Below are 21947 nucleotides of genomic sequence, written 5' to 3' on the forward strand. Positions count from 1 at the left end.
TTTTTACGAAATGGAGTAGTTAGAACAATTGAGCTCATGACTCATGACTAGTTACTCAAGACTACAAAATTCGTTGGCTGCATTCGTCAAGTGATCCTCCGGAAGATCATTGGCGTCTGGTAGGGCAGCCTGGCCTAGAGCTTTATAAGCACTGGGATTAAATCAATTTCTTATAAATGTAGAAGCTATTGGAGTAGCTAGTAGCTAGATGTTAGTAGCTAGATTAGGTTTCGTTTACGAGGTTGAATTTTATCCGTCGTTGCGAAGGAGACCATAAAGACGACTGCGGAACTATCGTATTTCAAAGGCGGGATTGCTTCTTCCCTCTGGTCATCGCAATGACGGATAGTGGACGTTCTCGACTCCGAAAACGAGTCTCCATACTCACGACTCAATACTAGCTACTCCTAAGGAGACTCCTTAGGTATTCCAATATTTCTACAAAGACCTTAATAACTATGAAAGCGTTAACGAAAAACTGCTTCCTGGCATACCTATGCCTTTTCGGAAGCAATCTATATGGAAATCAATTGGAAGTTGCAGGCACCCCACCTGCGGGGGCGGTAGGCGATACCGTCTCCCTGCAGGTGAAGGAACTTAAGGTGGGTGAGCTGATGCCTGACTTATTGGTGAAAAATGTTATCAATCACCCTGAAGGGGAAATACAACTGTCCGATTACCAGGGCAAGCTGCTGATCCTGGACTTCTGGGCCACTTGGTGTGCGCCCTGTGTGAAAGGCTTTCCGAAGATGGATAGCTTACGGCGGGAGTTTGAGGGGAAGCTGGAAATCCTGCCAGTAACCTACCAAGATCAGGAGGAAGTGGACAAACTTTTTTCACGATTGAAGGTGCTAAAGGATATCGAGATGCCCATGGCGATTTCGGACAATACCTTACGGCAGCTATTTCCACACAGGACCTTGCCCCATTATGTATGGATAGACCCTGAGGGCAAGGTAATGGCCTTTACCTCTAAGGAATCGGTGGTTCGGGACAGTATCAGACAAGTTTTGGAGGGAGTAAAAGAATTGGAAAGCAAATCAGCTCCCAAGGCCCTTTTTAAAAGGAATGAACTGCTGTTTTTCGGGAACAGAGGATTTGATGAGGACAAGCGGATTCTACTGCAGTCGGTTTTTATGCCCTATATCGAGGGCATGCCGGCGATGTACAAGGTCACGGGGGAATCCGATAAAAGCTGGATGCGCATCTTCCTGACCAATTCCGACCTGCCCACCTATTTCGGGCTTGCCTATGGTGCGGGGAAGGTGGACTTCAACCGCAATCGAAGGATTTTGGAAGTAAAGGAACCGGACTTGCTAAAATACAATGCCGATCTGGACAATTATGATGAATGGAAGCTGGACCATCGTTTCTGCTATGAGCTTATCGTATCTCCCCAATACCCTGGGCAGGAATATGATATCATGAAAGCGGACCTGGAAAGGATGTTCCCCGAATACTGGGCAGCTGTGGAGATGAGGGATACCGAGGTATTGGCCTTGGTCCGGACGGATACATCCATTGACCTGAGAACAGATGGTGGAGAAAGAAAGATAGAAATGGATGCTTTTGGACTCGAGCTGAACAATGAGCGAATAGGACTGCTCCCCTATCACTGGCGTTTCCATCTTCAACTCATGAGGATTCCCATCGTGGATGATACGGGGATTGAGTATAGGGTAGATATCCAATTGGAGGGCAAGATGAATGACCTGGAAAGTATCAGGAAGACCCTTGCTCCCTATGGCTTGGACCTGGTCAAAAAGGTCATGCCCATCAAGATGCTGGTCATCAGGGATCGGGGTCAATGACAAATAAATTTTTAACCCTAATAAAATCACAAATATGAAAAAGATTATACCATGGATAATTTGTTGGCTGTGGTCCGGAATGGCCATGGCACAGGAGACCTATATCCTCAAGGGGAAGGTCTTGGACCATCGGGATGTGCCGTTGATTGGGGCGACCATACAGATAGCGGATAGTGGAAAGGGAACGGTGACGGATGAATACGGAGTTTTTTCACTTCAGGTAGCTAAATCTGAGCTCCGTATAGTATCCAGCTATTTGGGCTACCAAAGACAAAGCAGGGACATTAGCCTACCCTTGGAGGAGGAGCTGATCGTAAAACTGGAAAAAGAAGCAATGGGACTGGAAGGCGTGGAAGTGGTCTCCACGGGTTACCAGCAAATTTCCAAGGAGCGGGCCACTGGCTCTTTTGTCCATCTGGACAGCAGCCTGATCGAGCGCCCTGTTAGCACTAGCATTCTTGAGCGGCTTGGGGACGTGACGCCGGGACTGATATTTAACCGAAATGGCCCTGCATCTGATGCTCTTTCCATCCGTGGCAGAAGCACCCTATTTGCCAATAGCAGCCCATTGATCATAGTGGATGGCTTTCCCTATGATGGTCCCATAGAGAACATCAACCCCAATGATGTGGAAAGCATCAATGTACTCAGGGATGCAGCTGCCGCTTCCATCTGGGGAGTAAAGGCCGGCAATGGGGTGATCGTGATCAGCACCAAAAGCGGCCGGATAGGCAGTAAGCCCAAGGTTTCCCTGAACAGCAATATTACAATCGGAGAGGTCTTTGATCCTTATTACCAGCCCCAGATGTCGGTAAATGATTTTATAGATACCGAGCTGATGCTTTTTGACAGGGGATTTTATAATTCCAAAGAAAACACGCCCAGAAAGACAGCGCTAAGTCCTGTAGTGGAAACCTTGATCGCTGCTAGGGATGGGGAAATCGACCAGTCAATAGCGGATGCTCGCATAGCTGCCTACAGAAAACAGGATCTGCGGGAGGCATACTTGAGGGATTTTTACCGAAAAAGCATCAATCAACAATACGCCCTGAATATCTCCGGTGGCAGCGAAAGACAAAGTTATTTCCTGACAGCAGGTTGGGATAAGAACCTGGAGACCGTCAAGTACAGGGGCATGGAACGCTTTACCCTGGGAGGAAAACAGGAAATCAAGCTACTGAAGGATCGGCTAAAGCTAAGCACAGGTATCTACTTCACCAAAACCCATAAAGACCGCAATGGGCTGGCCTATGGTGAACTCAAGCAATCCAGCAATGATGTGCTGGCCCCTTATGTGCAGTTCAGGGATGAAAATGGTAATCCTATGGCCATCACCAAGGACTACCGGGGTGGATTTTTGGATGGTGCTGAAGCTGAAGGTCTGCTGGACTGGCGCTATAATCCCTTGCAGGACATCCATGAGCAATCCGATATTTTGCAAGGCAGGGATATCCGTATGAACCTTGGATTGGATTATAAAATCATCAAAGGCCTGAATGCCCAAGTATCCTACCAGTACTGGACCAATGAGCAGGAAGTTAAACAGCATTATGGTGAAAAAAGTTATTATGCCCGTGACTGGGTCAACCAGTACACACAGGTGGATGAAGAGGGAAACCTTACCCGCATCATTCCTGAGGGCGGGATTTTGGACCGTTCCCAATATTCAAGCTTTTCACATAACGGACGGGCGCAGCTGAACTATGAAACGGACTGGGAGCAAGGGGACTGGGTGTCCATAGCAGGGGCAGAAGTAAAGTCCTTTGAAAGTTCCAGTCTTGGGACCCGCTTTTACGGATATAATTATCGGGTGGGCAATATTGCCCAGATGGACTATGTCAATCCCTATCCAGTGTATTATTTCCCCTCTGCCTCCTTACGCATTCCCAATGGGGACCAGGTAGGCGGGACAGTGGACCGCTATCTTAGCTATTACCTGAATTCTGCCTATACCCATCAGGGGAAATATACCCTTTCGGTAAGTGGCAGAAAGGATACCTCCAACCTCTTTGGGGTAGATGCCAACCAAAAGGGCGTGCCGCTTTGGTCTGTTGGGGCTGCATGGATATTGAGTGAGGAAGATTTCTATCCCATGAAAGATTGGCTGCCCTATGCCAAGCTGAGATTTACCTATGGCTATAATGGCAATATTGACAAGCGGGTTTCTGCCTATACTACGGCCATAAGGAACGGCAACAGCAATATTACAGGTTTGCCCAAAGGAATCATCCTCAACCCGCCCAATCCATCATTGAGCTGGGAGCGCATTAAGATCGTCAACCTGGGATTGGACTGGGCATCGAAGGATGATAGGTTTTCGGGCACCTTGGAATATTATATCAAAAATGGACTGGACCTGATCGGGGATATACCCTATGCCCCAAGTTCCGGCATTACGGAGTTTAGGGGAAACACGGCCAGTACACAAACACATGGCCTGGATTTTAATATCAGTGCTTCAGTGATCAGGGGAGCTTTCCAGTGGCGCATCAATCATTTCCATTCTTGGATCAAGGAAAGGGTCGGCGATTATGAGTTGGTGGGCCCTGTGAACCAATACCTTTCATTGGGAATGGGCGGAGATCATGATTTGCCCATACCACTTAGTGGGAAACCGCTTTATGCTATTTATAGCTATGCTTGGGCAGGACTGGACCCGGATACCGGAGACCCCTTGGGCTATCTGGACGGCGAAGCCTCCAATGATTATCGAGGCATCATCACTGGAGCCACACCTGAAAGCTTGATTTACCATGGACCATCGAGGCCAAGCCATTTTGGTGCACTTAGAAATGATTTCAGTTGGCAAGGCTGGAACCTGTCCTTTAATATCAGTTATCGCTTGGGCTACTATTACAGGAGGAACAGCGTGCGATATTCCACCGTACTCAATGCCCAAGGGGGACATGGGGATTTTGCCCTGCGTTGGCAAAACCCGGGGGATGAAACCAGTACCCATGTTCCTTCCATGCCGGACAGGTTAAATGCCAACAGAGACAATTACTATAGTTTTTCCTCAGTGCTGGTGGAGAAAGGGGATCATATTAGACTACAGGATATTCGATTGGGATATACCTTTGACCAAAGGACATCACCCAAACTACCCTTCCAAAGAATGGCCCTATATGCCTATGCCAATAACCTGGGGATCATTTGGAAGGCGGCAAAGGATGATCCTTTGGATCCCGATTTCAGCACCGCAAAGCCACTAAAGAGCATTGCTCTGGGAGTGAAAATAGATTTCTAAAGCACTAAAGATATAGCTCCGTCCGCCCTAATCTATGTTTATTTTAAACCAGATTGATTATTAAAGGCAAATCTTGGTGGGCGGGGCTTACTTTAAGTAAAAAGTAGCAAGATGATAGTAGCAAGACAGAATAAAGAAAAAAGAGGAAAGATTGAATTCGGAGGCGAGAACACCTATTTCTCCGTCACTGCGATCCGCACAAGCGGAGTGGCAGTCCCGTCTTTGGAATAGGAGATTGCCACAGTCTCCGCCACTCCTGACTGCGTCAGACAGGGCAGATCCTTCGCAATGACGGAAAAAGTAACAATCTCGCTCACGTGAACAAGTCTTGCTACTATGTACTAAAATCTAGCTACTATCAACGAGTCCCTTACCGCGCAATTTCTTCATATGTGATCATACATCATCTTAATAAACTGCGGGAAATGTTTCCAGACGGGAAACCGGGACTCTTTTTAGAAGAAAGTAGCAAGATGATAGTAGCAAGATGGATAAAAGAGTAAATAAGAAAGAATTTACCCCCTCCTAACCTCCCCTGAAGGGGGAAGAACCGATTTTGGTTACGATATCAAGAAGTCCCCCTCAAGGGGGATTTAGGGGGTAATTAATTGACATGGAAACCATAACAGCAATGACGGGTATGATACGACCTAGAATCCGTAACAAGTCTTTTGTCTAGCGTCTGGTGTCTAATATCTAACATAAAATCTAACCAAATGAAAAACATAACTAACCCCATACTCACCATTATGATCATCAGTATCATTCATTTATTGTCTTCCTGTCAGGATTTTCTGGATGAAAAGCCCAGTACCGATCTGGTGGTTCCTGATAACCTCGAAGATATTCAAGCCCTATTGGACAATGAATATATCATGAACAGAAATTCCGATATGGGCGAGGTAGCCTCAGATGATTATTTTATCAGCAAGCAAGAATGGGAAAGCTGGAATGAGATTACCCGTAATGCCCATGTTTGGGCGGATATTATCTCTCCAACAGGCAGGTTTGTTTCTTGGAACGCCCTTTATGAACAGGTTTTTTATGCCAATGTAGCCCTGGAACAACTCGACGATATTGTGCCAGATTCGAATGAGCAAGTGGACTGGGACCGTTTGAGGGGATCTGCTTTATTTTATCGTTCAAGTGCCTTTTACAATCTCCTTAGGATTTTTACCATGCCCTATCATCTGGTAAATCCTGAATTGGGTATCCCTTTAAAATTAAGTGCTGATGTTAATAAACTGGTAAAAAGGTCTTCCATCGAAGATAGCTATGCCCAGGTAATTGGAGATTTGGAAGCGGCATTGGACTTATTGCCTTCAAGGGCGACCATTGCCACCAGACCTTCCAAGCAAGCAGTTTATGGGCTATTGGCGAGGGTTTATCTTTCTATGGGGGATTATCAGAAAGTGCTTGATTACACTTCACTTGCACTTGAACTGGGAAATGAACTGATGGATTATGCCAATTTAGAGCAGGGTAATACTTTTGGTTTCAAGAGGCTTAATGAGGAAATGGTCTATTGCAGTTATTTTTCATCAGGTTCAATAGGCTATTCTTCTGATACTTTTATCCTTTCGGAAATCTATGAAAGTTATGCAGCCGGTGACCTAAGAAAGTCACTGTTCTTTACCCAAGCCTATCAGGATGGCCATGTCAAATTCAGGGGAACCTATATGGGTAATCTTTATTTGTTTGATGGAATAGCCACGGATGAACTTTTGCTGAACAGGGCAGAAGCAGCTGTAAGACTGGGCAATGAGGAGCAGGCTTTGGAAGATCTGAACTATCTATTAGAGCACCGATTTGAGGCCGGAAAGTTTGAACCTATAGCAGGGATTTCAGGTGAGGTTTTATTGGAGCGCATATTGGAAGAACGAAGAAAGGAATTGGTGTTTCGAGGATTGCGTTGGGAGGATTTGAGGAGATTTTCCGGTAGCCAATATGAAAAAACAGTCACTAGGGACTTGGATGGGGAAATCTACACTTTGGAACCAGGTAGTCCAAAATATGCCTATCCCATACCCATGGATGAATTGCAGCTGAATGATATGAAACAAAATCCAAGATAGAAAAAAGCCAGGGGCATGGCCTCTGGCTTTTCTAATTGAAATAGTTTTTAAATTTAGATGGGCTTGAATTCGCCTTCCACTCTCGAGTCAGGAACCTCTTGTCCCAACTCATCCATTTCACGGGTACAGTCCGTATCGACCTCCGTATCACAATTGTAATCTACCCCCAATTCCTGATTGGTGATATCCTCCCAGGTATGGGTATTCGGGTTCAGGGCCTCTTTGGTTCCCTGCACATCCTCTGCTGAGAGGTTGATTGTCAACGCGGTCATGGCTGTCAGCACAAATGCCAACAACGGTATGTTATTAATTAACTTTTTCATTATTGAAAATGGGATTTTTAACCATCAAAATCCCCTAACGTTTATGGTTGCTTTTCGCCTACTCTTTATAGGATTTTTGGCTTCCTCCTTTCACTGCCAGAGAAAAAGTAAATCTCACCTAACACCTTCTCCCGAGAGATTGGGCAGTATTTTTTTGTTGAATTGTAATTATTAGTTATTTAATAGTAATATGCTATTCAATACTCCTGCTCAGTAGTTCCATCAGTTGTCCACCTAAACCCAGAGATCAGATCACCTAACTTTCAACCTCTATTTTCATCATCAAGCCTAACGTTCCGAGTAGGATAAAAGTCAAGTTGAACAATAAATGCTGAGACCAACTCATGGATTCAATAAATCCTGCACAAGAGCAGGGCACCCTAGGAAATGCTCCCATCCACACAAGTCCTATATAAGTTGAAAAGACCGTCATCAGCAGTATGGATAGCAACAATCCCCACTTTTGCGTTTTCCTGAACAGTAAGAAAGGAACAAATAATAGTTCGAGGAAAACTATCAAAGGAGCCAGCTTCCTGGAAATCCCGACCGGAAGGGTTTGGTTCTGTATGGCATCTTGAAATTCTCCAAAACCTATCAGCTTTTCCAATCCCGTCATTGTCCATAAAACAACAAATGCAATCACTGCCGCCTGAAATACCCATCGGTTTATATTGATCTTCTTATTAGTTACCATCAAAACACCATCCATCCTTTATGCATCTTCTTATTCGATTTATTGCCCATAAAGTCTAAGGAAATCATTCCTAAACCTGGCCATACATTTGACTTTGTATTTTTGAAGGTAAAACCTAAAACCGATCCTAAAAAAAATTACACCATTGATTTACAATCAATTACCACATAAATCTATTTTCTTGTTTAGAGGGTAAACCATCCCTAATTTGTATTTGAATATTTGAAGGGAAACCTCTCCCTTAGTATTTTGGATATGATTTACTGTTTTGATTTAACAGAATGATGATGATTGTTTCACCTAATTGTTTGCATTATGGGGAAGGTATTGAAGACCGAATTGCTGAAAGAAGCTTTTGACCATTTGATAAAATTACGTCCTGAGATATACAGAAACCTGAGGCCCTATCTTCAGGTCAGCACCTTTCAAAAAGGAGAAATCATTCGTGAGCTGAATGAACCAGAACAATCCGCTCATTTTATTTATACCGGTACAGCTGCCCTGCTTTTTCCTGCCAAGAAAGGACGTGACTACCGAGTAAAGATTTTCATGGAAGGTACTGTGGCCGCTGATCTAAATGCCTATTTTGACCAATCCGATTCTCCTTTCTACCTGAGGGCACTGAGTTACGTTTCTTGCTTTTCATTGAAAAAAGAAGCAGAAATCGCACTTCTAAATGAAATGCCCGAAATCAGCCGCCTAAGCACCTTGATCAACAGGGAATTATTGGAAGAGACCTACAAATACCTAAAATCCTTTCAGCTTCCCATCGATGAGGGCTTCCCATTTTTCTGGGAACAATACAAAGAAGAGAGGGCCTTTCTCTCCAAAAAAGACCTGGCTTTTATATTCAATACTTCCTCAGCCACCATCACCAAGTTGATCAATCAGCTTCCATAAAGCAACACATGTAATGATTGAAGCCCCTACCTGATAAAAAGTCAATTAACCTATTTCTAAAAAAAAATCTATCTTTCACAAAACAGGACTTCACTTATTGTCCTTTATCTCAAAAACAAAAAATCCGCCTTCGAAGGATTTTGCTCCCCTAGTACACGGGGAATCCAAGATGGGAATGGCGTCAGACAATCCTACATCTTGCTGGTGTCCAAAACGACACCCAATAACTTCTTCAAAACCTTGATAATTTCTCTTTGCAATAGCTCTCTTTTGCTTTTTGATGACCGTCAAGACCAAACCTCCCCATTCACTCCTCTTAGATGCCACATAAAAACGGGAAGGAATAAAGGTCAAGGGTGCTGACAGCAGGAAGCATTCATCTCGCCCTTGACCGTTTTCCTGACCGGAATATCTTTGCAGAAAGGGGAAGTGGATACCGATGCAACAGTTATAAAAAACAGCAGATGATCCCCGTTTCTCCTATCCTAGTTTAACTGTTAAAGTTGACTATTTACAAGGATCAGCAACAACGCATTTCACCCATTATGGCCCCGATTTCCTCCCATCAAAAAGCTGCGAGTCCCGAGCACCATTCCCCCGACTTTGAAGGCTGAAAAGAGGGTTTTGTATACAAAACTACATCTTGCTGGCCGCCGGATCGCGGCCCCGGATTGGGACAAACTGGCCTCCGTTTAACAAGTTAAAATGATCGGCCTTTGGAATGCCGAGATCAATTTTCCAAATTCCAAACCCATTGATCAGCTGCCATCACCCAATCACGTAAGGGGCTTCCCGACTCACTTTTCCAGTCCAGTCCCTGATAGTAAAAATAGAATACTTCCGCCTCGGAATCCGGGATGTTCATAAACCGGAAATAGGCCTTCACTTCTTCGATGGTAGGTGGAATTCGGTCGGTAAAATTCGGATGTTCTCTTTGGTCTTTCATGATTGTTTATCGTTTTGGTAAAGTCCAAAGGTGGATCATGAAAGGCTGGAATGGTCACACTGAAAACCGAAGGGGGCAGCACTTAAAGCAAGAATAAAAAAAGGACCTTACAGCCCTCCATCATCTGCAAAGGAATAATATCCTTCGGTTGTGATGATAATATGATCCAATACCGGCAACTCCAATAATTTCCCGGCTTTCACCATTTTTTCCGTTAGTCTTTTATCCTGTTCACTAGGCTTCAAAGTTCCTGAAGGATGATTATGAGCCAGGATCATTCCTGATGCAGATGCTTTCACTGCAGCTCCAAAAATAATTTTCAGGTCTACCACAGTCCCTGCAGATCCACCGGATGAAGCGTTGACAATTCCAAGGACACGGTTAGCCCTATTTAGTAGAATAACCTTAAACTCTTCAATAAATTCTATTTTCGACTCATCCCAGTTGGCCCTTAAAATCCTATTGGCGGTCAAAGAAGAAGTGATTTGGGGCTTTTGGGAAACCTTTGAATTGGCCTTATAACTTAGTACAATTTCTGCTACTTGGCTGGATACGAAGTCTTTGTTGTTGCTATCCATAACATTTCGTTTTTGATGGTTAGAAATTAATTATGGACACCGCCCCGCTTGAGGGCAACCAAAGCCAAGTGGCAACGGAATAAATGAAGGCTTGGCGGGGAGCATGTGTTTATGCCGGACACTCTTGGCTGCCCCGGCTGCCCGAAAGCGAACTTTGTGCAGTGATTAATGAATAATTAAATACCCTCTCCTTTCAAGAATTATCATATGCTTTATTTGAGGAGTGTTAGGTTAAATAACGGCTATCGACAAATCCTCCCATCAAGTCTGGGAATATGCAGCAGGGATAGGAGCGGCATCCCCGGCCTTGCCGGGATACAGCGGATAGCCCGGCCCGTAGGGGCTGCCCAAAACACATTTGATACCTCTCCTCAAATGAATGGTTTAACCGTTCAGCCCAAATTTTAAAAAAATTATCAAGCATGGGATTTCATCAACCAATTGCCATAATTTGAATAAAACTTCAGCAATATCAAAGATAAGCACCAGTCCTACTCCCTTTCTGTGTATGGCTCTCTAGTATGCCAATATTCCATTAGCTATTCCTGTTGGGCAATATTACTTTGGACTCTCCTTTGGATAGCAATTTCAATATAAAAGTCGCTCTGGCCATTATATTTCATTGGCCGATCCTGAAGTGCGAAGCGTATTTTTTTATTAAAAACTTAAATTGGGACAATAGCCTCAAATGATGTCAATTTTATGGCCCTTAGAATTTTTGGATTATTGATTTCCCCAACATTTCGGTTGGCAGAAAAGAAATTACGGAAGACGTATCGAAAAGGCAATCAAGATCATATACCAAATCGTTGCTCATAAGCCAAAACCACTTTAGAAGAGATCCCTTAAACTCCCAACCTATCAATAAGATTCAAATAGTCTTCCATGGTATCTATATCCACTTCACCTTTAGAGAGCGCTAACGTTTCTAAACCTTCAAAATCAGCAAATAATTGTTTGGCTCCCGAATTGCCCTTTAATTCCATTAAGCGTGGGAAACAGCTCCTGTGAAATAGTGCAGGAACTCCTTTCTGGCCGCCATAAAAGCTGGCGACAATCTTTGCCTTTGATTGATATTGGAGATCTATTAAGCCCTTCAAATGCCCACTGGTGACATAGGGTTGGTCACAAAGCATTATTATGGCATATTCTATCGCAGGATAAAGGCTTTGTAGATGGTCTATCCCTATTCTAATAGAAGAAGCAATCCCCTCACTGGAACCAGAATTTAGAGCAATGGAAAGATCCAGTCCCTGTAATTCTTTTTGATGTAAATGGGCCTTTTCCCCCAGCACCACCACAACTTGATCAGGTTTTGCGGCCAAGGCTTTTTTTGAGGATCTCTTGAGTAAAGTTTCCCCTTGGACCCTTAACATTTGTTTGTCCTTTCCAAGCCTGATGGAATTGCCTGCAGCTAAAATAATGATACCGTACTTCCCGGTATTTACATCACAGGATTCTTTATCGGACTTGATTATTTGTTTATTTTTCATTATTTATCTTCAAGTACCTGTTAACACTCCGATAAAATAATCAGGGAAATCAGTTCAGGCAAATCGCACTACACCTATATACCATTTATACTACTGATTTACTTTCCATTGCTCGCTATTGTCATCAAATACTTCTTTGCCCCAAATGGGAAGTTCCGATTTGATCCGTTCCACCAATTCATTGCAGGCCGCTATTGCCGCTTTTCGGTGAGGGGAGGACGTAAATACAAACAAGCAGATCTCGCCCACATTCACTTCTCCCAAGCTATGATAAATATGTAAGCAGGTAAGATCATATTTGGAAAAAGTTTCTTCTCTAATTTCCCTTGCCTTCTCCAATGCCATATCTCTATACGCAGTATATTCAATGGCTACCACCTTCCTACCATTATTTTCATCTGTCCGGATCTGTCCCAAAAATATTGAATGTGCCCCTATGGCTGTTTTGACTCCATGATTGGCTATTGACTTGGCTATTTTATCCGGGGGAATTGCTCCGTTAACAAATATGTCTTTGATATTATTGGCTTTTTCCATTTACTGATTATCTATTTTTTCTCCCAAAGTCAGCTCCTTTTAAGGTGGTGCGACAGCACCGTCTCCAATCCAGGCCAACCAGGCCACTTTAAATTCATCATGGCTGAATGGACTTTACCCATTGTCCAGCCTTCCTTCACTGGCCCAACATTCATGTGTTCTTTCATTCCATATCTTTATGACCATTTTACCCAGTATCCACCAATTGGAGGGTAAGCACTTGTGGTGACTTCCCTTCAAAATCACTATTTGTCCAGTCTTTTTCCTACAACAACTTTCTATCTCCCAACTTCTTAAAAAAGTCCTCCCGATAGTTTCTACTGATAGGATAGAGCTCTTCCCCTATCAATACTTCATTTGATTGGACTTCGTCGATATGCCGCATATTGATTATAAACGACCGGTGAATCCGCACAAACTCACCAGGCAGTGCATTTGCAATGCTGGTCAAAGAGACCAATGACATTACTTTTCTAGTTGGCGTGATGATTTTAATATATTCTCTTTGAGCCTCAATGGCCTGTATTTCTTCAAACAGGAATTTCACAATTCTTGTATCGGTTTTAATAAAAAAGTAATCAAGTATTTCTCTTTTTACCTCGGTAGCGACTTGGACCGAAAGGTATTCTACCGCTTTATCTATTGCTTTTCTGAAGCGTTCGAAAGATACTGGCTTCATCAAATAATCAATCACATCTAATTCATAGCCTTTTACTGCATATTCTTCATAAGCAGTAACAAATATGGTAAGAGGCTTTTCCACCAATTCATCTAGTAAATCCATACCTGTCATCAGGGGCATTCGGATATCCAGCAAAAGAATATCAACAGGCTTCTCCTTCAAAAATACCATAGCCTCCTCTCCGTTGCTGCATACACCTGCCAACTCCAACATTCCGACTTTGGAAACGTAATCTATGAGCAATTTTCTTGCAGGAGGCTCATCGTCTACTATAAGTATTTGGTATTTCATTTTAAATCTATGGTTAGTTTAACTTCAAAGGAAGTAGCGTCCTGATCCAAGATCAGCTCATGCTTTCCTGGATAAATTAGGTTCAATCTTTTTTTCACATTTGACAATCCTACCCCACTTTCCTGTTCTGCAGTCTTACGAGCATCAATTATATCATTCTTAATATAAAAGTGAAGATTCTCTTTTGCATCTATTTCAAGCTTAATATCTATTCTCCCGTCCATGGTGTTTCCATGTTTAAAGGCGTTTTCGAGAAAAACCAGGAAGATCAAATGAGCGATTCTATGTCTGTCTTTGACTCCTTCATGCTTAAAAACAATTATCGGTTTTTCATCCAGCTTTAACCTCCACAGCTCAATGAAATTTTCCATAAAAACAATCTCCCTATTAAGCGAAATAAACCTTCCTTGGTCCTCATATAACATATGACGCATCATTTCGGAAAGCTTCATAATCGCCGATGCAGTATTATGTTCTTTGAAATAAGCCATCGAATAAATATTATTCAATGTATTGAACAGGAAATGAGGGCTCAACTGAAGCTTCAGAAACTTCAACTCTGAGGCCAACTGACTGTTTCGAAGTTCTATTTCTTTTCTCTGCGCCGAGATCATATTGGCAAAAAACCAAATGACCGTGGTGATAAGGTAAAAACCAATAGCCGGAACCGACCTGATAAAATAAGTATAAGTAACGGAGCGGTGGGACATTCCGAGAAGATTTACCCGTAAAAGTACAATGCCCACCACTATTCCAATGGATGCCAAAATATAAGCGCTGTACTTTCCTTTTCTATAAAGCCTCGGCAACAGGACATAATAATTTAAGTAAGCGATGGACGAAGAAGTCAATACATCAGAGATCACTGCGCCCCAAAGTTGCTCAGAAGAATATATCCAACCACTGAGGGCAGCGTATAAAATAGCCCCATAACACAGCCAGAAAAGGAAATGGAGCGCATAGAATGCCGGACGCGATATGAAACTATTTTTCATTTTGGAAATTTAGGCATTTAAATAACATCATATTTCAGCAATCATCCAACTGACAGCTGTGCTCTACGGAAGGCATTTTTTATTCAACAAGTTGTAAATGCAAAAGTCTGAATGTTCCTATCCCTTAGGGGTGTTTTCATTCGTAGATCAAAACAGTTGACTGGGTGAGAGAATCTTGCTGTCTATTGATTTTGTTAAAAATATAGGATTATTATTCGTCTATTGGTAATGTGTCAAAAGGTTAATTGAATACGGGGGAAATAAACCGTAAATCGAAAACCATCAACATAAATTAGGTTCAATTTGCTGAAAGGCTTTGACAAATAAGCACCACAAAAAAAATGAAATGAAAATCGTGAAAAAGCAACTATTTATATTGACCCTCATTATTCTGAGCGCTACTTACTCTTTTGCCCAATCTTCCACTGAGCAGGAAATCAAAAAGCTCTCCATGGACAAGTGGCAATGGATGGCTGATAAAGATGTGGCGAAACTGGAAAAGCTCTTTGACGACAAGGCCAAATTTGTCCACATGAGTGGAAGCTGGAGAAAAGACCGCGAGCTGGAAATCATCGAATCCGGAAGTATATGGTATAAAAATGCAGATGTGCATGACACGGCCCTTGAGATTTCAGGAAATACTGCAGTGGTATGGAACCGAATCACCTTGACTGCTTTCGTAAGAGGCAGCGATGTAACCACTGAGTTTACGGTAACCGAAGTCTACCAAAAGCAGAAAAAAGAATGGAAAATGCTGGCCTTGACATTCAGCAGCGTAAGGGACACTCACGAAATCGAACATTAATCCAAATACCATATTAACCATGCTAAAGACAATTATTGGATGCTTCCTTCTCTTCTTAGCCACAGGAATTAGCTATGCGCAAGACGAGACGAGCAAACAAGAAATCATCGAGCTATCCAAAACCAAATGGCAGTGGATGGCAGACAAGGAAGCTGATAAACTCGCCGAGCTTTTTGACGAAAAAGCTGTTTTCGTCCACATGGGCGGTTCCTGGGGCAAGGAACAAGAAGTGAACATTATCCGCAGTGGTGGGATTTGGTATAAAAAAGCCGATATCCACGAAGTATCCGTGGAGATCATCGATAACACCGCCATCTTGCTGAACCGCATCACCTTGATAGCCGAAGTGGGAGGAAACGAAGTGACCAATCCATTTGAGGTCACGGAAGTGTATATCAAAAAAGCTGAAGGATGGAAGCTCGGGTCTCTCTCCTTCACCAAACTGATGGGATTCGGGGACCAATAAAATTAATTTGCTATGAGATTCTTCCTTCTGTTCATTTTCCTTTTTGGCTCCCTGAGTTGTACCAGCCAGACCCAAACAGAGATCGATGCCAATGCGGTGGAAACAACCCCGGACAAAATCCTCATCGTGTATCTCACACGCACTAAAAACACGAAAGCTGTGGCAAAGATGATTGAGGCAAAAGTGGGAGGCACTTTGGTAAGTCTGGAATTGGAGACTCCCTACCCTGAGGATTATGAAGCCATTGTCGCACAGGTTACAGTGGAAAATGAGACCGGAACACTACCTCCCTTAAAGACCAAAGTTGACCTTTCCCGATACGAAACCATCTTTGTTGGCTTTCCGACTTGGGGCATGCAGCTACCGCCACCGATGAAAACATTCCTAAATGAAAATGATCTCAGTGGGAAAACCGTCATTCCCTTTAATACCAATGCAGGTTACGGAATCGGAAGCAGCTTTGAGACGGTAGCCGAACTCTGCTCGGAAAGCACTATCCTGGAAGGTTACTCTACAAGGGGCGGAATCGAACGCAACGGAGTGTTATTTGTCATGGAAGGAGAAAAAGAGGTGGAAGTGAAAAAAGAAGTCCATGATTGGTTGACCAATTTAGGGTTTTAGTTGTCAGTATTATTTCGTGTAATAAAGAATTATTAAAGCCAATGTTTCAATAAGGACTAAAAACTCAAACGAAGTGCAACAATGAACAACCAATAAATCAGGTAAGACCTTAAATTATAAAATATTGATAGAATAGCTAAAACAGAAGATTATCCAAAAACATGGACTTAATTTTGATTGTAAATGGTGGAGAAAATAGGTAAATTCCATTTTAGGGGCTTCTTCGTTGATAATCTCTATTTTTTAAAATTTCGGATAAAAAATGTGAAACAAATTCATGAAAACCGCTAGCACTAAAATCAACCGTCGTTCATTTTTAAAAGTCACTTCGCTCACTGGAGGAGGAATGCTACTCAGCCTAAATTGGCTAGCGGCCTGCAAACCTAGTCAAGATGAGTCTTTGGGGATGCCCAAGGAATGGTTTCAATTTAATGGATTTATTAAAATCGGTGAAAATGGAAAGGTGACTATTATGTCACCAAATCCAGAAGGTGGACAAAACGTAAAAACGTCCATGCCGATGATCGTAGCAGAGGAACTTGATGTGGATTGGAAGAATGTCATTGTAGAACAAGCAGATTTGGATACCAAGTATTTTACAAGACAGTTTATCGGAGGCAGTCAGGCAATCCGATCTGGATATACCAGCCTAAGAACCGCAGGTGCCACAGCACGTGCAATGTTGGTGGATGCCGCAGCCAAAAGCTGGAATGTTCCCGCAGATGGAATCACGGTGAAATCCAGTACGATCTATCACAAAGCGTCCGATAAATCTGCTAATTTCGGTGAGTTTGCTTCTCTGGCAGCGACGATGCCAGTTCCAGAAGAAGTTCAACTAAAAGCCAACAATAATTTCACTATTATGGGCAGTTCAAAAAAGAATGTCGAAGCAAAAAATATTGTAACCGGAAAACCGCTTTTTGGAATAGACACCCAATGCGAAGGAATGCTAATAGCAATGATCATTCATCCTCCTGCTTTTGGGAAGCAACTAAAATCCTTTGACGATTCCAAGGCCAGAAAAATGCCAGGAATAAAGGATGTTTTTCGAATCAAACCACTTCAAGACGATTACAAAAGAACGTTTTTTGATACCGTTCAATTCACAGACCTAATTGCCATAGTAGGCAACAGCACTTGGGAAGTACTTCAGGCAAAGAAAGTAATCCAGACGGAATGGGAAATTCAGGAAGCCTATGAGGAAAAACGTGATATGTTCGGAAGGGAAGGAACCAGGGTGGTACCAAGGGGATTAGAAAGCACCACTTCCCAAGAGCAAGCAATGAAAAAGGCAGCTAAAACCCCTCGGGTTCAAAGAAAAGATGGGGATCCAGAAACTGCATTCAAGAACGCATCAAAGACTATAGAGAGGACTTACACAGGTCCCTTTTTATCACATAATTGCATGGAACCGATGAATTTCTTTGCCCATGTCCAAGAAGACAAAGTAATCTGCTCCGGTCCTTTGCAAAAACCAGAATTGACAGAAAAGGCACTCTCTTCCAGATTGGGAATCCCCCTTGAAAACATAGAAATTGCTATGACCAGGCTAGGTGGTGGCTATGGACGAAGATCATATGCACACTGGTTAATCGAGGCCGCTGTCATTTCGAAAAAGGTGAATGCGCCAATCAAGCTGATATACACCAGGGAAGATGATATGACAAGCGGTATCTACCGCTCTCGCTACCAGGCAACCTACAGGGCTGCACTGGATGAAAACAATCAATTGGTGGCTTTCCATGTAAATGCCGGCGGGCTTCCCGAGAATCCATTATATCCAAATAGATTTCCTGCCGGAGCTGTGGACAACTATCTGGCAGAAGGTTGGGATGTACCATCCAATATCACTACAGGTTCATTCCGAGCACCTCGTTCCAATTTCATGGCTTGTGTCGAACAATCATTTTTGGATGAAGTGGCCGAGTTGGCAGGAAAAGACCCCATTGATTTCCGTTTGGAACTATTGGAAAAATCAAAGAATAATCCTGTCGGTGAAAGAAATGACTATGACCCTGATCGCTATGAAAAAGTACTCCAACTTGTAAAGGACAAAGCTGATTGGTCCAACCCAACTCCAGGGATATCCAGAGGAGTTTCAGCTTATTTCTGTCACAATAGCTATGCGGCCCAAGTTTTGGATTTGAAGCTGGTAAATGGACAGGTCAAAATAGACAAGGTGACCAATGCCATTGATTGTGGAATTGTCATCAATCCTGATGCTGCCAAAAATCTCTGTGAAGGTGCTGTTGTGGATGGGATAGGAACTGCCATGTTTGGTGAGCTGACATTTGAAAATGGAGTGGTGTCCAAATCCAATTTTGACAGATACAAACAGATTCGAATGGTAGATGCGCCTAAAACCATTGAAACCTATTTCGTGGAAAACGGAAAAGACCCTTCGGGGCTTGGCGAACCTGCCTACCCTCCTGTATTTGCAGCCTTAGCCAATGCGCTATATCAAGCCACAGGAAATCGGTTTTACCATCAACCATTTGTCCATCAACTAAACAGTTAAATGATTATCAAGGCTAATTTGAACAACTAATCACTCAATTATCAAATATTTATGGCTTGAATTTAGTCATTAAAACGAAGTATAAATATTTAGTATAGGCATAAATAAATAAAAAACATATGGCACAGTATAACTTAAACATCAATGGCAAAACACACCAAGTAGATGTGGCTCCTAACACACCTCTTCTTTGGGTATTGAGAGATCATTTAGATTTAGTCGGCACCAAATTCGGCTGTGGAATAGCCCAGTGTGGCGCCTGTACGGTACATGTAGAGGGTAATGCGATAAGATCCTGCTCCTACCCAGTAAGTGCGATAGAAGACAAAAAAGTTATTACTATAGAAGGCCTGTCCGAAAATGGGGATCATCCTGTACAAAAAGCTTGGCTAGAACATGATGTTCCACAATGTGGCTATTGTCAAGCTGGACAAATAATGACTGCAGCTTCGCTATTAGCCAAAACCCCTAATCCAACGGATGAAGAAATTTCTCAAGCCATGAACGGTAATATCTGTCGCTGTGGTACTTATACCCGAATTAAGGCCGCCATTAAAACAGCTTCAAAATCAATTTAACCCACTGCACCATGACATTAATCGAAAAAAAATTAAATAGAAGATCCTTCCTGAAAGTATCTGCCCTGGCTGGAGGTGGGATGATGCTAAGCTTTAGCTGGTTAGCAGGATGTAAACCTACAAATGAGGAAATTTTGACCATGCCTGATGAATGGTTTGAAATTAACAGTTATATAAAAATAGGCGAAAACGGGGCAGTAACCCTCTTCAACCCCAACCCTGAATTTGGGCAGAATGTCAAAACTTCTCTACCCATGATTTTGGCAGAGGAATTGGATATAGATTGGAAAAAAGTGTTTGTGGAGCAGGCAGACTTTTATCCTGATCGTTTTGATAGGCAGTTTACAGGAGGCAGTAATAGTGTCCGGTCAAGTTGGAAACCGCTGCGGACGGCAGGTGCCACTGCCAGACAACTGATTATAAACGCAGCATCCCAAACATGGAATGTACCCGTTGAGGAAATAACTACAAGCATGGGAACTGTGGAGCACAAATCCTCTGGCAAGAAAGCAGGATATGGTGAAATGGCCTCATTAGCGGGAACCTTGGATGCTCCGGATCCAGAAACGGTTAATTTAAAAGAAATACCCGATTTCAAGATTGTTGGTAAATCCAAAAAGAATGTAGATGGAAATAAGATTGTTACCGGAAAGCCACTTTTCGCTCTAGACCATAAGGTGGAAGGAATGAAGTATGCATCTATTGTACATCCTCCGGCCTTTGGAATGAAGCTAAAGTCATTCGACAAAAATTCAGTCACCTCCCTACCAGGGATTCAAGATGCCTTTGAATTGAAAATTTTTAAGGATGACTATGGCAGAAATTTCTTTGACACCACTACTTTTCCAGTCATCATTGCGATCGTAGGCAATTCCACTTGGGAAGTATTACAAGCAAAGAAAAGTCTAAAAGTCGAATGGGAAAAAGCCTCAGACAGTACCTTCCCTATGGCGGGACGAGATGGCCAAAACCGGGAAATCAAGGTACTTGGAGGTTTGGAAAACTCCAGTACACATAAAGAGAAAATGGCCGAATACATTTCCAAACCAGGTAATATCCATAGAAAAGATGGCGATCCGGAAACTGCTTTTAAACAGGCATCCAGGATAATTGAAAGGACTTATTCAGCACCATTTTTGGCACATAATACCATGGAGCCCATGAATGCTTTCGCAGATGTCAAAGATGACCAAGCCATCATCTATGCGCCTACCCAAGCTCCTGAATTAATCAGACAAACCCTTTCCAGTAGTTTGGGCTTACCAGTGGAAAATATACAGATCAACCTTGCCAGAATGGGAGGAGGATTTGGACGTAGAGCTTATAGCCACCATCTGACTGAAGCAGCTTTAATCTCTCAGAAAATAAAGGCTCCTGTAAAAATGGTTTATACCAGGGAAGATGATATGACTGCAGGAGTTTATAGACCTACCTATTCGGCAACTTACAGGGCAGCTTTGGATGAGAACAACAATCTTCTTGGTCTTCATGTGAAGGCGGGAGGAATTCCTGAATCTCCCCTACATGCCAATAGGTTTCCTGCAGGAGCGATAGATAATTACCTGGCAGAAAGCTGGCAAATTGATTCCAATATTACCATTGGTGCTTTTAGGGCTCCTAGATCCAACTTTATCGCTGGTGCAGAACAAAGTTTCTTGGATGAGCTGGCGGAAGAAATGGGGAAAGACCCGATCGAATTCCGCTTGGAACTACTCAAAAGAGCTGAGACCAATCCTGTAGGCGAAAGGAATGACTACGACCCCAAGCGATATGCCGGAGTCTTGGAATTGGTACGCGAAAAGTCTAACTGGTCAAATGTGCCATCCGGTATCGCTAGAGGGGTATCTGCTTATTTCTGTCACAATTCCTATGTCGCAGAAGTAGTGGATATTAGTATTAAAAACAAACAGCCTGTAGTTGAAAGTGTATTTGCAGCAGTTGATTGCGGGATTGTAATAAACCTTGATGCAGCTGCCAATATGGGCGAAGGAGCCATAGTAGATGGAATAGGAAATGCCTTCTTTGGTGAAATGACATTTGAAGATGGTGTTCCTACAAAGAGTAATTTCGATAAATACCGTATGATACGGCATAACGAAGCTCCAAAGAAAATTGAAGTACATTTTGTGGAAAACAATGAGGCCCCCACAGGATTGGGAGAACCACTCTTCCCTCCTATCTTTGCGGCATTAGGTAACTCTCTTTACAAAGCAACTGGCAAGCGCTTGTATGAACAGCCTTTTCAACCACAAATATTACAGATTGAGAACCTGAATATGTAGCCTGATCCAAATTAGAAATGGGAGATGTCCCCGGATTAAGGAGCTTGTCTCCCATGACTTTAGACAAACAATTCCAAGTCTAATCTTTTGATTTATTTGGGAATT

At 42.8% G+C, this 21947-nt stretch carries 20 protein-coding genes; 10 read left to right on the forward strand and 10 right to left on the reverse strand.

Going from position 1 to position 21947, the window contains the following annotated elements; genetic code table 11:
- Nucleotides 1-458 precede the first annotated feature (458 nt).
- Together FDP09_RS22120 and FDP09_RS22125 are read left to right on the forward strand one after the other, a co-directional pair.
- Nucleotides 459-1811 carry a TlpA family protein disulfide reductase gene (locus FDP09_RS22120; protein WP_015268153.1) on the forward strand — a complete coding sequence of 451 codons (1353 nt, stop codon included), beginning with the start codon at nt 459-461 and terminating at the stop codon, nt 1809-1811.
- A 34-nt stretch (nt 1812-1845) separates the two neighbouring features.
- The gene (locus tag FDP09_RS22125; protein WP_137404662.1) at nt 1846-5058 is read left to right on the forward strand and encodes a SusC/RagA family TonB-linked outer membrane protein; all 3213 of its coding nucleotides are present in this window, start codon (nt 1846-1848) and stop codon (nt 5056-5058) included.
- 173 nt (nt 5059-5231) lie between these two features.
- On the opposite strand, the gene FDP09_RS23915 is transcribed toward FDP09_RS22125, so the two are convergent.
- Nucleotides 5232-5375, reverse strand: coding sequence for a hypothetical protein (locus FDP09_RS23915; RefSeq protein WP_187328750.1), 144 nt, complete (start codon nt 5373-5375; stop codon nt 5232-5234).
- Between the two features lie 399 nt (nt 5376-5774).
- Here FDP09_RS23915 and FDP09_RS22130 point away from each other — a divergent pair, with 399 nt between their 5' ends.
- Entirely contained in the window at nt 5775-7133 is a 1359-nt protein-coding gene (locus FDP09_RS22130) for a RagB/SusD family nutrient uptake outer membrane protein (RefSeq protein WP_137404663.1), read from the forward strand.
- Between the two features lie 53 nt (nt 7134-7186).
- Here FDP09_RS22130 and FDP09_RS22135 read toward each other — a convergent pair whose 3' ends face one another.
- On the reverse strand, nt 7187-7456 hold the full coding sequence (locus tag FDP09_RS22135) for a hypothetical protein (protein ID WP_015268157.1): 270 nt from the start codon (nt 7454-7456) through the stop codon (nt 7187-7189).
- Between the two features lie 256 nt (nt 7457-7712).
- Nucleotides 7713-8150, reverse strand: coding sequence for a MauE/DoxX family redox-associated membrane protein (locus tag FDP09_RS22140; protein ID WP_229683483.1), 438 nt, complete (start codon nt 8148-8150; stop codon nt 7713-7715).
- Nucleotides 8151-8465: 315 nt separating this feature from the next.
- On the opposite strand from FDP09_RS22140, the gene FDP09_RS22145 reads away from it, so the two are divergent.
- The gene (locus tag FDP09_RS22145; RefSeq protein WP_137404665.1) at nt 8466-9050 is read left to right on the forward strand and encodes a Crp/Fnr family transcriptional regulator; all 585 of its coding nucleotides are present in this window, start codon (nt 8466-8468) and stop codon (nt 9048-9050) included.
- Nucleotides 9051-9140: 90 nt separating this feature from the next.
- Here the strand turns inward: FDP09_RS22145 and FDP09_RS22150 are convergent, their stop codons facing one another.
- The 7 genes from FDP09_RS22150 to FDP09_RS22180 form a co-directional block, all read right to left on the reverse strand.
- The gene (locus FDP09_RS22150; protein WP_137404666.1) at nt 9141-9377 is read right to left on the reverse strand and encodes a hypothetical protein; all 237 of its coding nucleotides are present in this window, start codon (nt 9375-9377) and stop codon (nt 9141-9143) included.
- Between the two features lie 403 nt (nt 9378-9780).
- Nucleotides 9781-9996 carry a hypothetical protein gene (locus FDP09_RS22155; protein WP_137404667.1) on the reverse strand — a complete coding sequence of 72 codons (216 nt, stop codon included), beginning with the start codon at nt 9994-9996 and terminating at the stop codon, nt 9781-9783.
- Nucleotides 9997-10103: 107 nt separating this feature from the next.
- Nucleotides 10104-10574, reverse strand: coding sequence for a JAB domain-containing protein (locus FDP09_RS22160; RefSeq protein WP_137404668.1), 471 nt, complete (start codon nt 10572-10574; stop codon nt 10104-10106).
- A gap of 845 nt (nt 10575-11419) precedes the next feature.
- Entirely contained in the window at nt 11420-12067 is a 648-nt protein-coding gene (locus FDP09_RS22165; RefSeq protein ID WP_015267890.1) for a nucleotidyltransferase family protein, read from the reverse strand.
- Nucleotides 12068-12157: 90 nt separating this feature from the next.
- Nucleotides 12158-12604, reverse strand: a complete 447-nt coding sequence (locus FDP09_RS22170; protein WP_015267891.1) for a molybdenum cofactor biosynthesis protein MoaE — start codon at nt 12602-12604, stop codon at nt 12158-12160.
- Nucleotides 12605-12869: 265 nt separating this feature from the next.
- Nucleotides 12870-13577: a LytR/AlgR family response regulator transcription factor gene (locus FDP09_RS22175; RefSeq protein ID WP_137404669.1), complete on the reverse strand. Its 708-nt coding sequence runs from the start codon at nt 13575-13577 to the stop codon at nt 12870-12872.
- Complete coding sequence (locus FDP09_RS22180) at nt 13574-14572, reverse strand: sensor histidine kinase (RefSeq protein ID WP_015267893.1); 999 nt, start codon at nt 14570-14572, stop codon at nt 13574-13576. Before FDP09_RS22180 ends, FDP09_RS22175 begins: the two co-directional genes overlap by 4 nt.
- Before the next feature lie 346 nt (nt 14573-14918).
- On the opposite strand from FDP09_RS22180, the gene FDP09_RS22185 reads away from it, so the two are divergent.
- From FDP09_RS22185 to FDP09_RS22210, 6 genes are all read left to right on the forward strand, one after another.
- Nucleotides 14919-15377, forward strand: a complete 459-nt coding sequence (locus tag FDP09_RS22185) for a nuclear transport factor 2 family protein (protein WP_015267894.1) — start codon at nt 14919-14921, stop codon at nt 15375-15377.
- A gap of 19 nt (nt 15378-15396) precedes the next feature.
- On the forward strand, nt 15397-15843 hold the full coding sequence (locus FDP09_RS22190; protein ID WP_015267895.1) for a nuclear transport factor 2 family protein: 447 nt from the start codon (nt 15397-15399) through the stop codon (nt 15841-15843).
- Nucleotides 15844-15855: 12 nt separating this feature from the next.
- Nucleotides 15856-16464: a flavodoxin family protein gene (locus FDP09_RS22195; RefSeq protein ID WP_137404670.1), complete on the forward strand. Its 609-nt coding sequence runs from the start codon at nt 15856-15858 to the stop codon at nt 16462-16464.
- A gap of 277 nt (nt 16465-16741) precedes the next feature.
- Nucleotides 16742-18982 (forward strand): xanthine dehydrogenase family protein molybdopterin-binding subunit, encoded by a 2241-nt coding sequence (locus tag FDP09_RS22200; protein WP_137404671.1) that lies wholly within the window; start codon nt 16742-16744, stop codon nt 18980-18982.
- Between the two features lie 119 nt (nt 18983-19101).
- A complete protein-coding gene (locus tag FDP09_RS22205; protein WP_137404672.1) occupies nt 19102-19560 on the forward strand; it encodes a (2Fe-2S)-binding protein in 459 nt (152 codons plus the stop codon).
- Between the two features lie 11 nt (nt 19561-19571).
- On the forward strand, nt 19572-21842 hold the full coding sequence (locus FDP09_RS22210) for a xanthine dehydrogenase family protein molybdopterin-binding subunit (protein WP_137404673.1): 2271 nt from the start codon (nt 19572-19574) through the stop codon (nt 21840-21842).
- Nucleotides 21843-21947: the final 105 nt, after the last annotated feature.

The sequence above is a fragment of the Echinicola rosea genome (assembly GCF_005281475.1).
In the GTDB taxonomy this organism is placed as follows: domain Bacteria; phylum Bacteroidota; class Bacteroidia; order Cytophagales; family Cyclobacteriaceae; genus Echinicola; species Echinicola rosea.

Bases quoted from the DNA above. Each gene is read 5' to 3' on its own strand.
- FDP09_RS22120 (WP_015268153.1), top strand. From the start codon at position 459: ATGAAAGCGTTAACGAAAAACTGCTTCCTGGCATACCTATGCCTTTTC.
- FDP09_RS22125 (WP_137404662.1), top strand. From the start codon at position 1,846: ATGAAAAAGATTATACCATGGATAATTTGTTGGCTGTGGTCCGGAATG.
- FDP09_RS22130 (WP_137404663.1), top strand. From the start codon at position 5,775: ATGAAAAACATAACTAACCCCATACTCACCATTATGATCATCAGTATC.
- FDP09_RS22135 (WP_015268157.1), bottom strand. From the start codon at position 7,456: ATGAAAAAGTTAATTAATAACATACCGTTGTTGGCATTTGTGCTGACA.
- FDP09_RS22140 (WP_229683483.1), bottom strand. From the start codon at position 8,150: ATGGTAACTAATAAGAAGATCAATATAAACCGATGGGTATTTCAGGCG.
- FDP09_RS22145 (WP_137404665.1), top strand. From the start codon at position 8,466: ATGGGGAAGGTATTGAAGACCGAATTGCTGAAAGAAGCTTTTGACCAT.
- FDP09_RS22155 (WP_137404667.1), bottom strand. From the start codon at position 9,996: ATGAAAGACCAAAGAGAACATCCGAATTTTACCGACCGAATTCCACCT.
- FDP09_RS22160 (WP_137404668.1), bottom strand. From the start codon at position 10,574: ATGGATAGCAACAACAAAGACTTCGTATCCAGCCAAGTAGCAGAAATT.
- FDP09_RS22165 (WP_015267890.1), bottom strand. From the start codon at position 12,067: ATGAAAAATAAACAAATAATCAAGTCCGATAAAGAATCCTGTGATGTA.
- FDP09_RS22170 (WP_015267891.1), bottom strand. From the start codon at position 12,604: ATGGAAAAAGCCAATAATATCAAAGACATATTTGTTAACGGAGCAATT.
- FDP09_RS22175 (WP_137404669.1), bottom strand. From the start codon at position 13,577: ATGAAATACCAAATACTTATAGTAGACGATGAGCCTCCTGCAAGAAAA.
- FDP09_RS22180 (WP_015267893.1), bottom strand. From the start codon at position 14,572: ATGAAAAATAGTTTCATATCGCGTCCGGCATTCTATGCGCTCCATTTC.
- FDP09_RS22185 (WP_015267894.1), top strand. From the start codon at position 14,919: ATGAAAATCGTGAAAAAGCAACTATTTATATTGACCCTCATTATTCTG.
- FDP09_RS22190 (WP_015267895.1), top strand. From the start codon at position 15,397: ATGCTAAAGACAATTATTGGATGCTTCCTTCTCTTCTTAGCCACAGGA.
- FDP09_RS22195 (WP_137404670.1), top strand. From the start codon at position 15,856: ATGAGATTCTTCCTTCTGTTCATTTTCCTTTTTGGCTCCCTGAGTTGT.
- FDP09_RS22200 (WP_137404671.1), top strand. From the start codon at position 16,742: ATGAAAACCGCTAGCACTAAAATCAACCGTCGTTCATTTTTAAAAGTC.
- FDP09_RS22205 (WP_137404672.1), top strand. From the start codon at position 19,102: ATGGCACAGTATAACTTAAACATCAATGGCAAAACACACCAAGTAGAT.
- FDP09_RS22210 (WP_137404673.1), top strand. From the start codon at position 19,572: ATGACATTAATCGAAAAAAAATTAAATAGAAGATCCTTCCTGAAAGTA.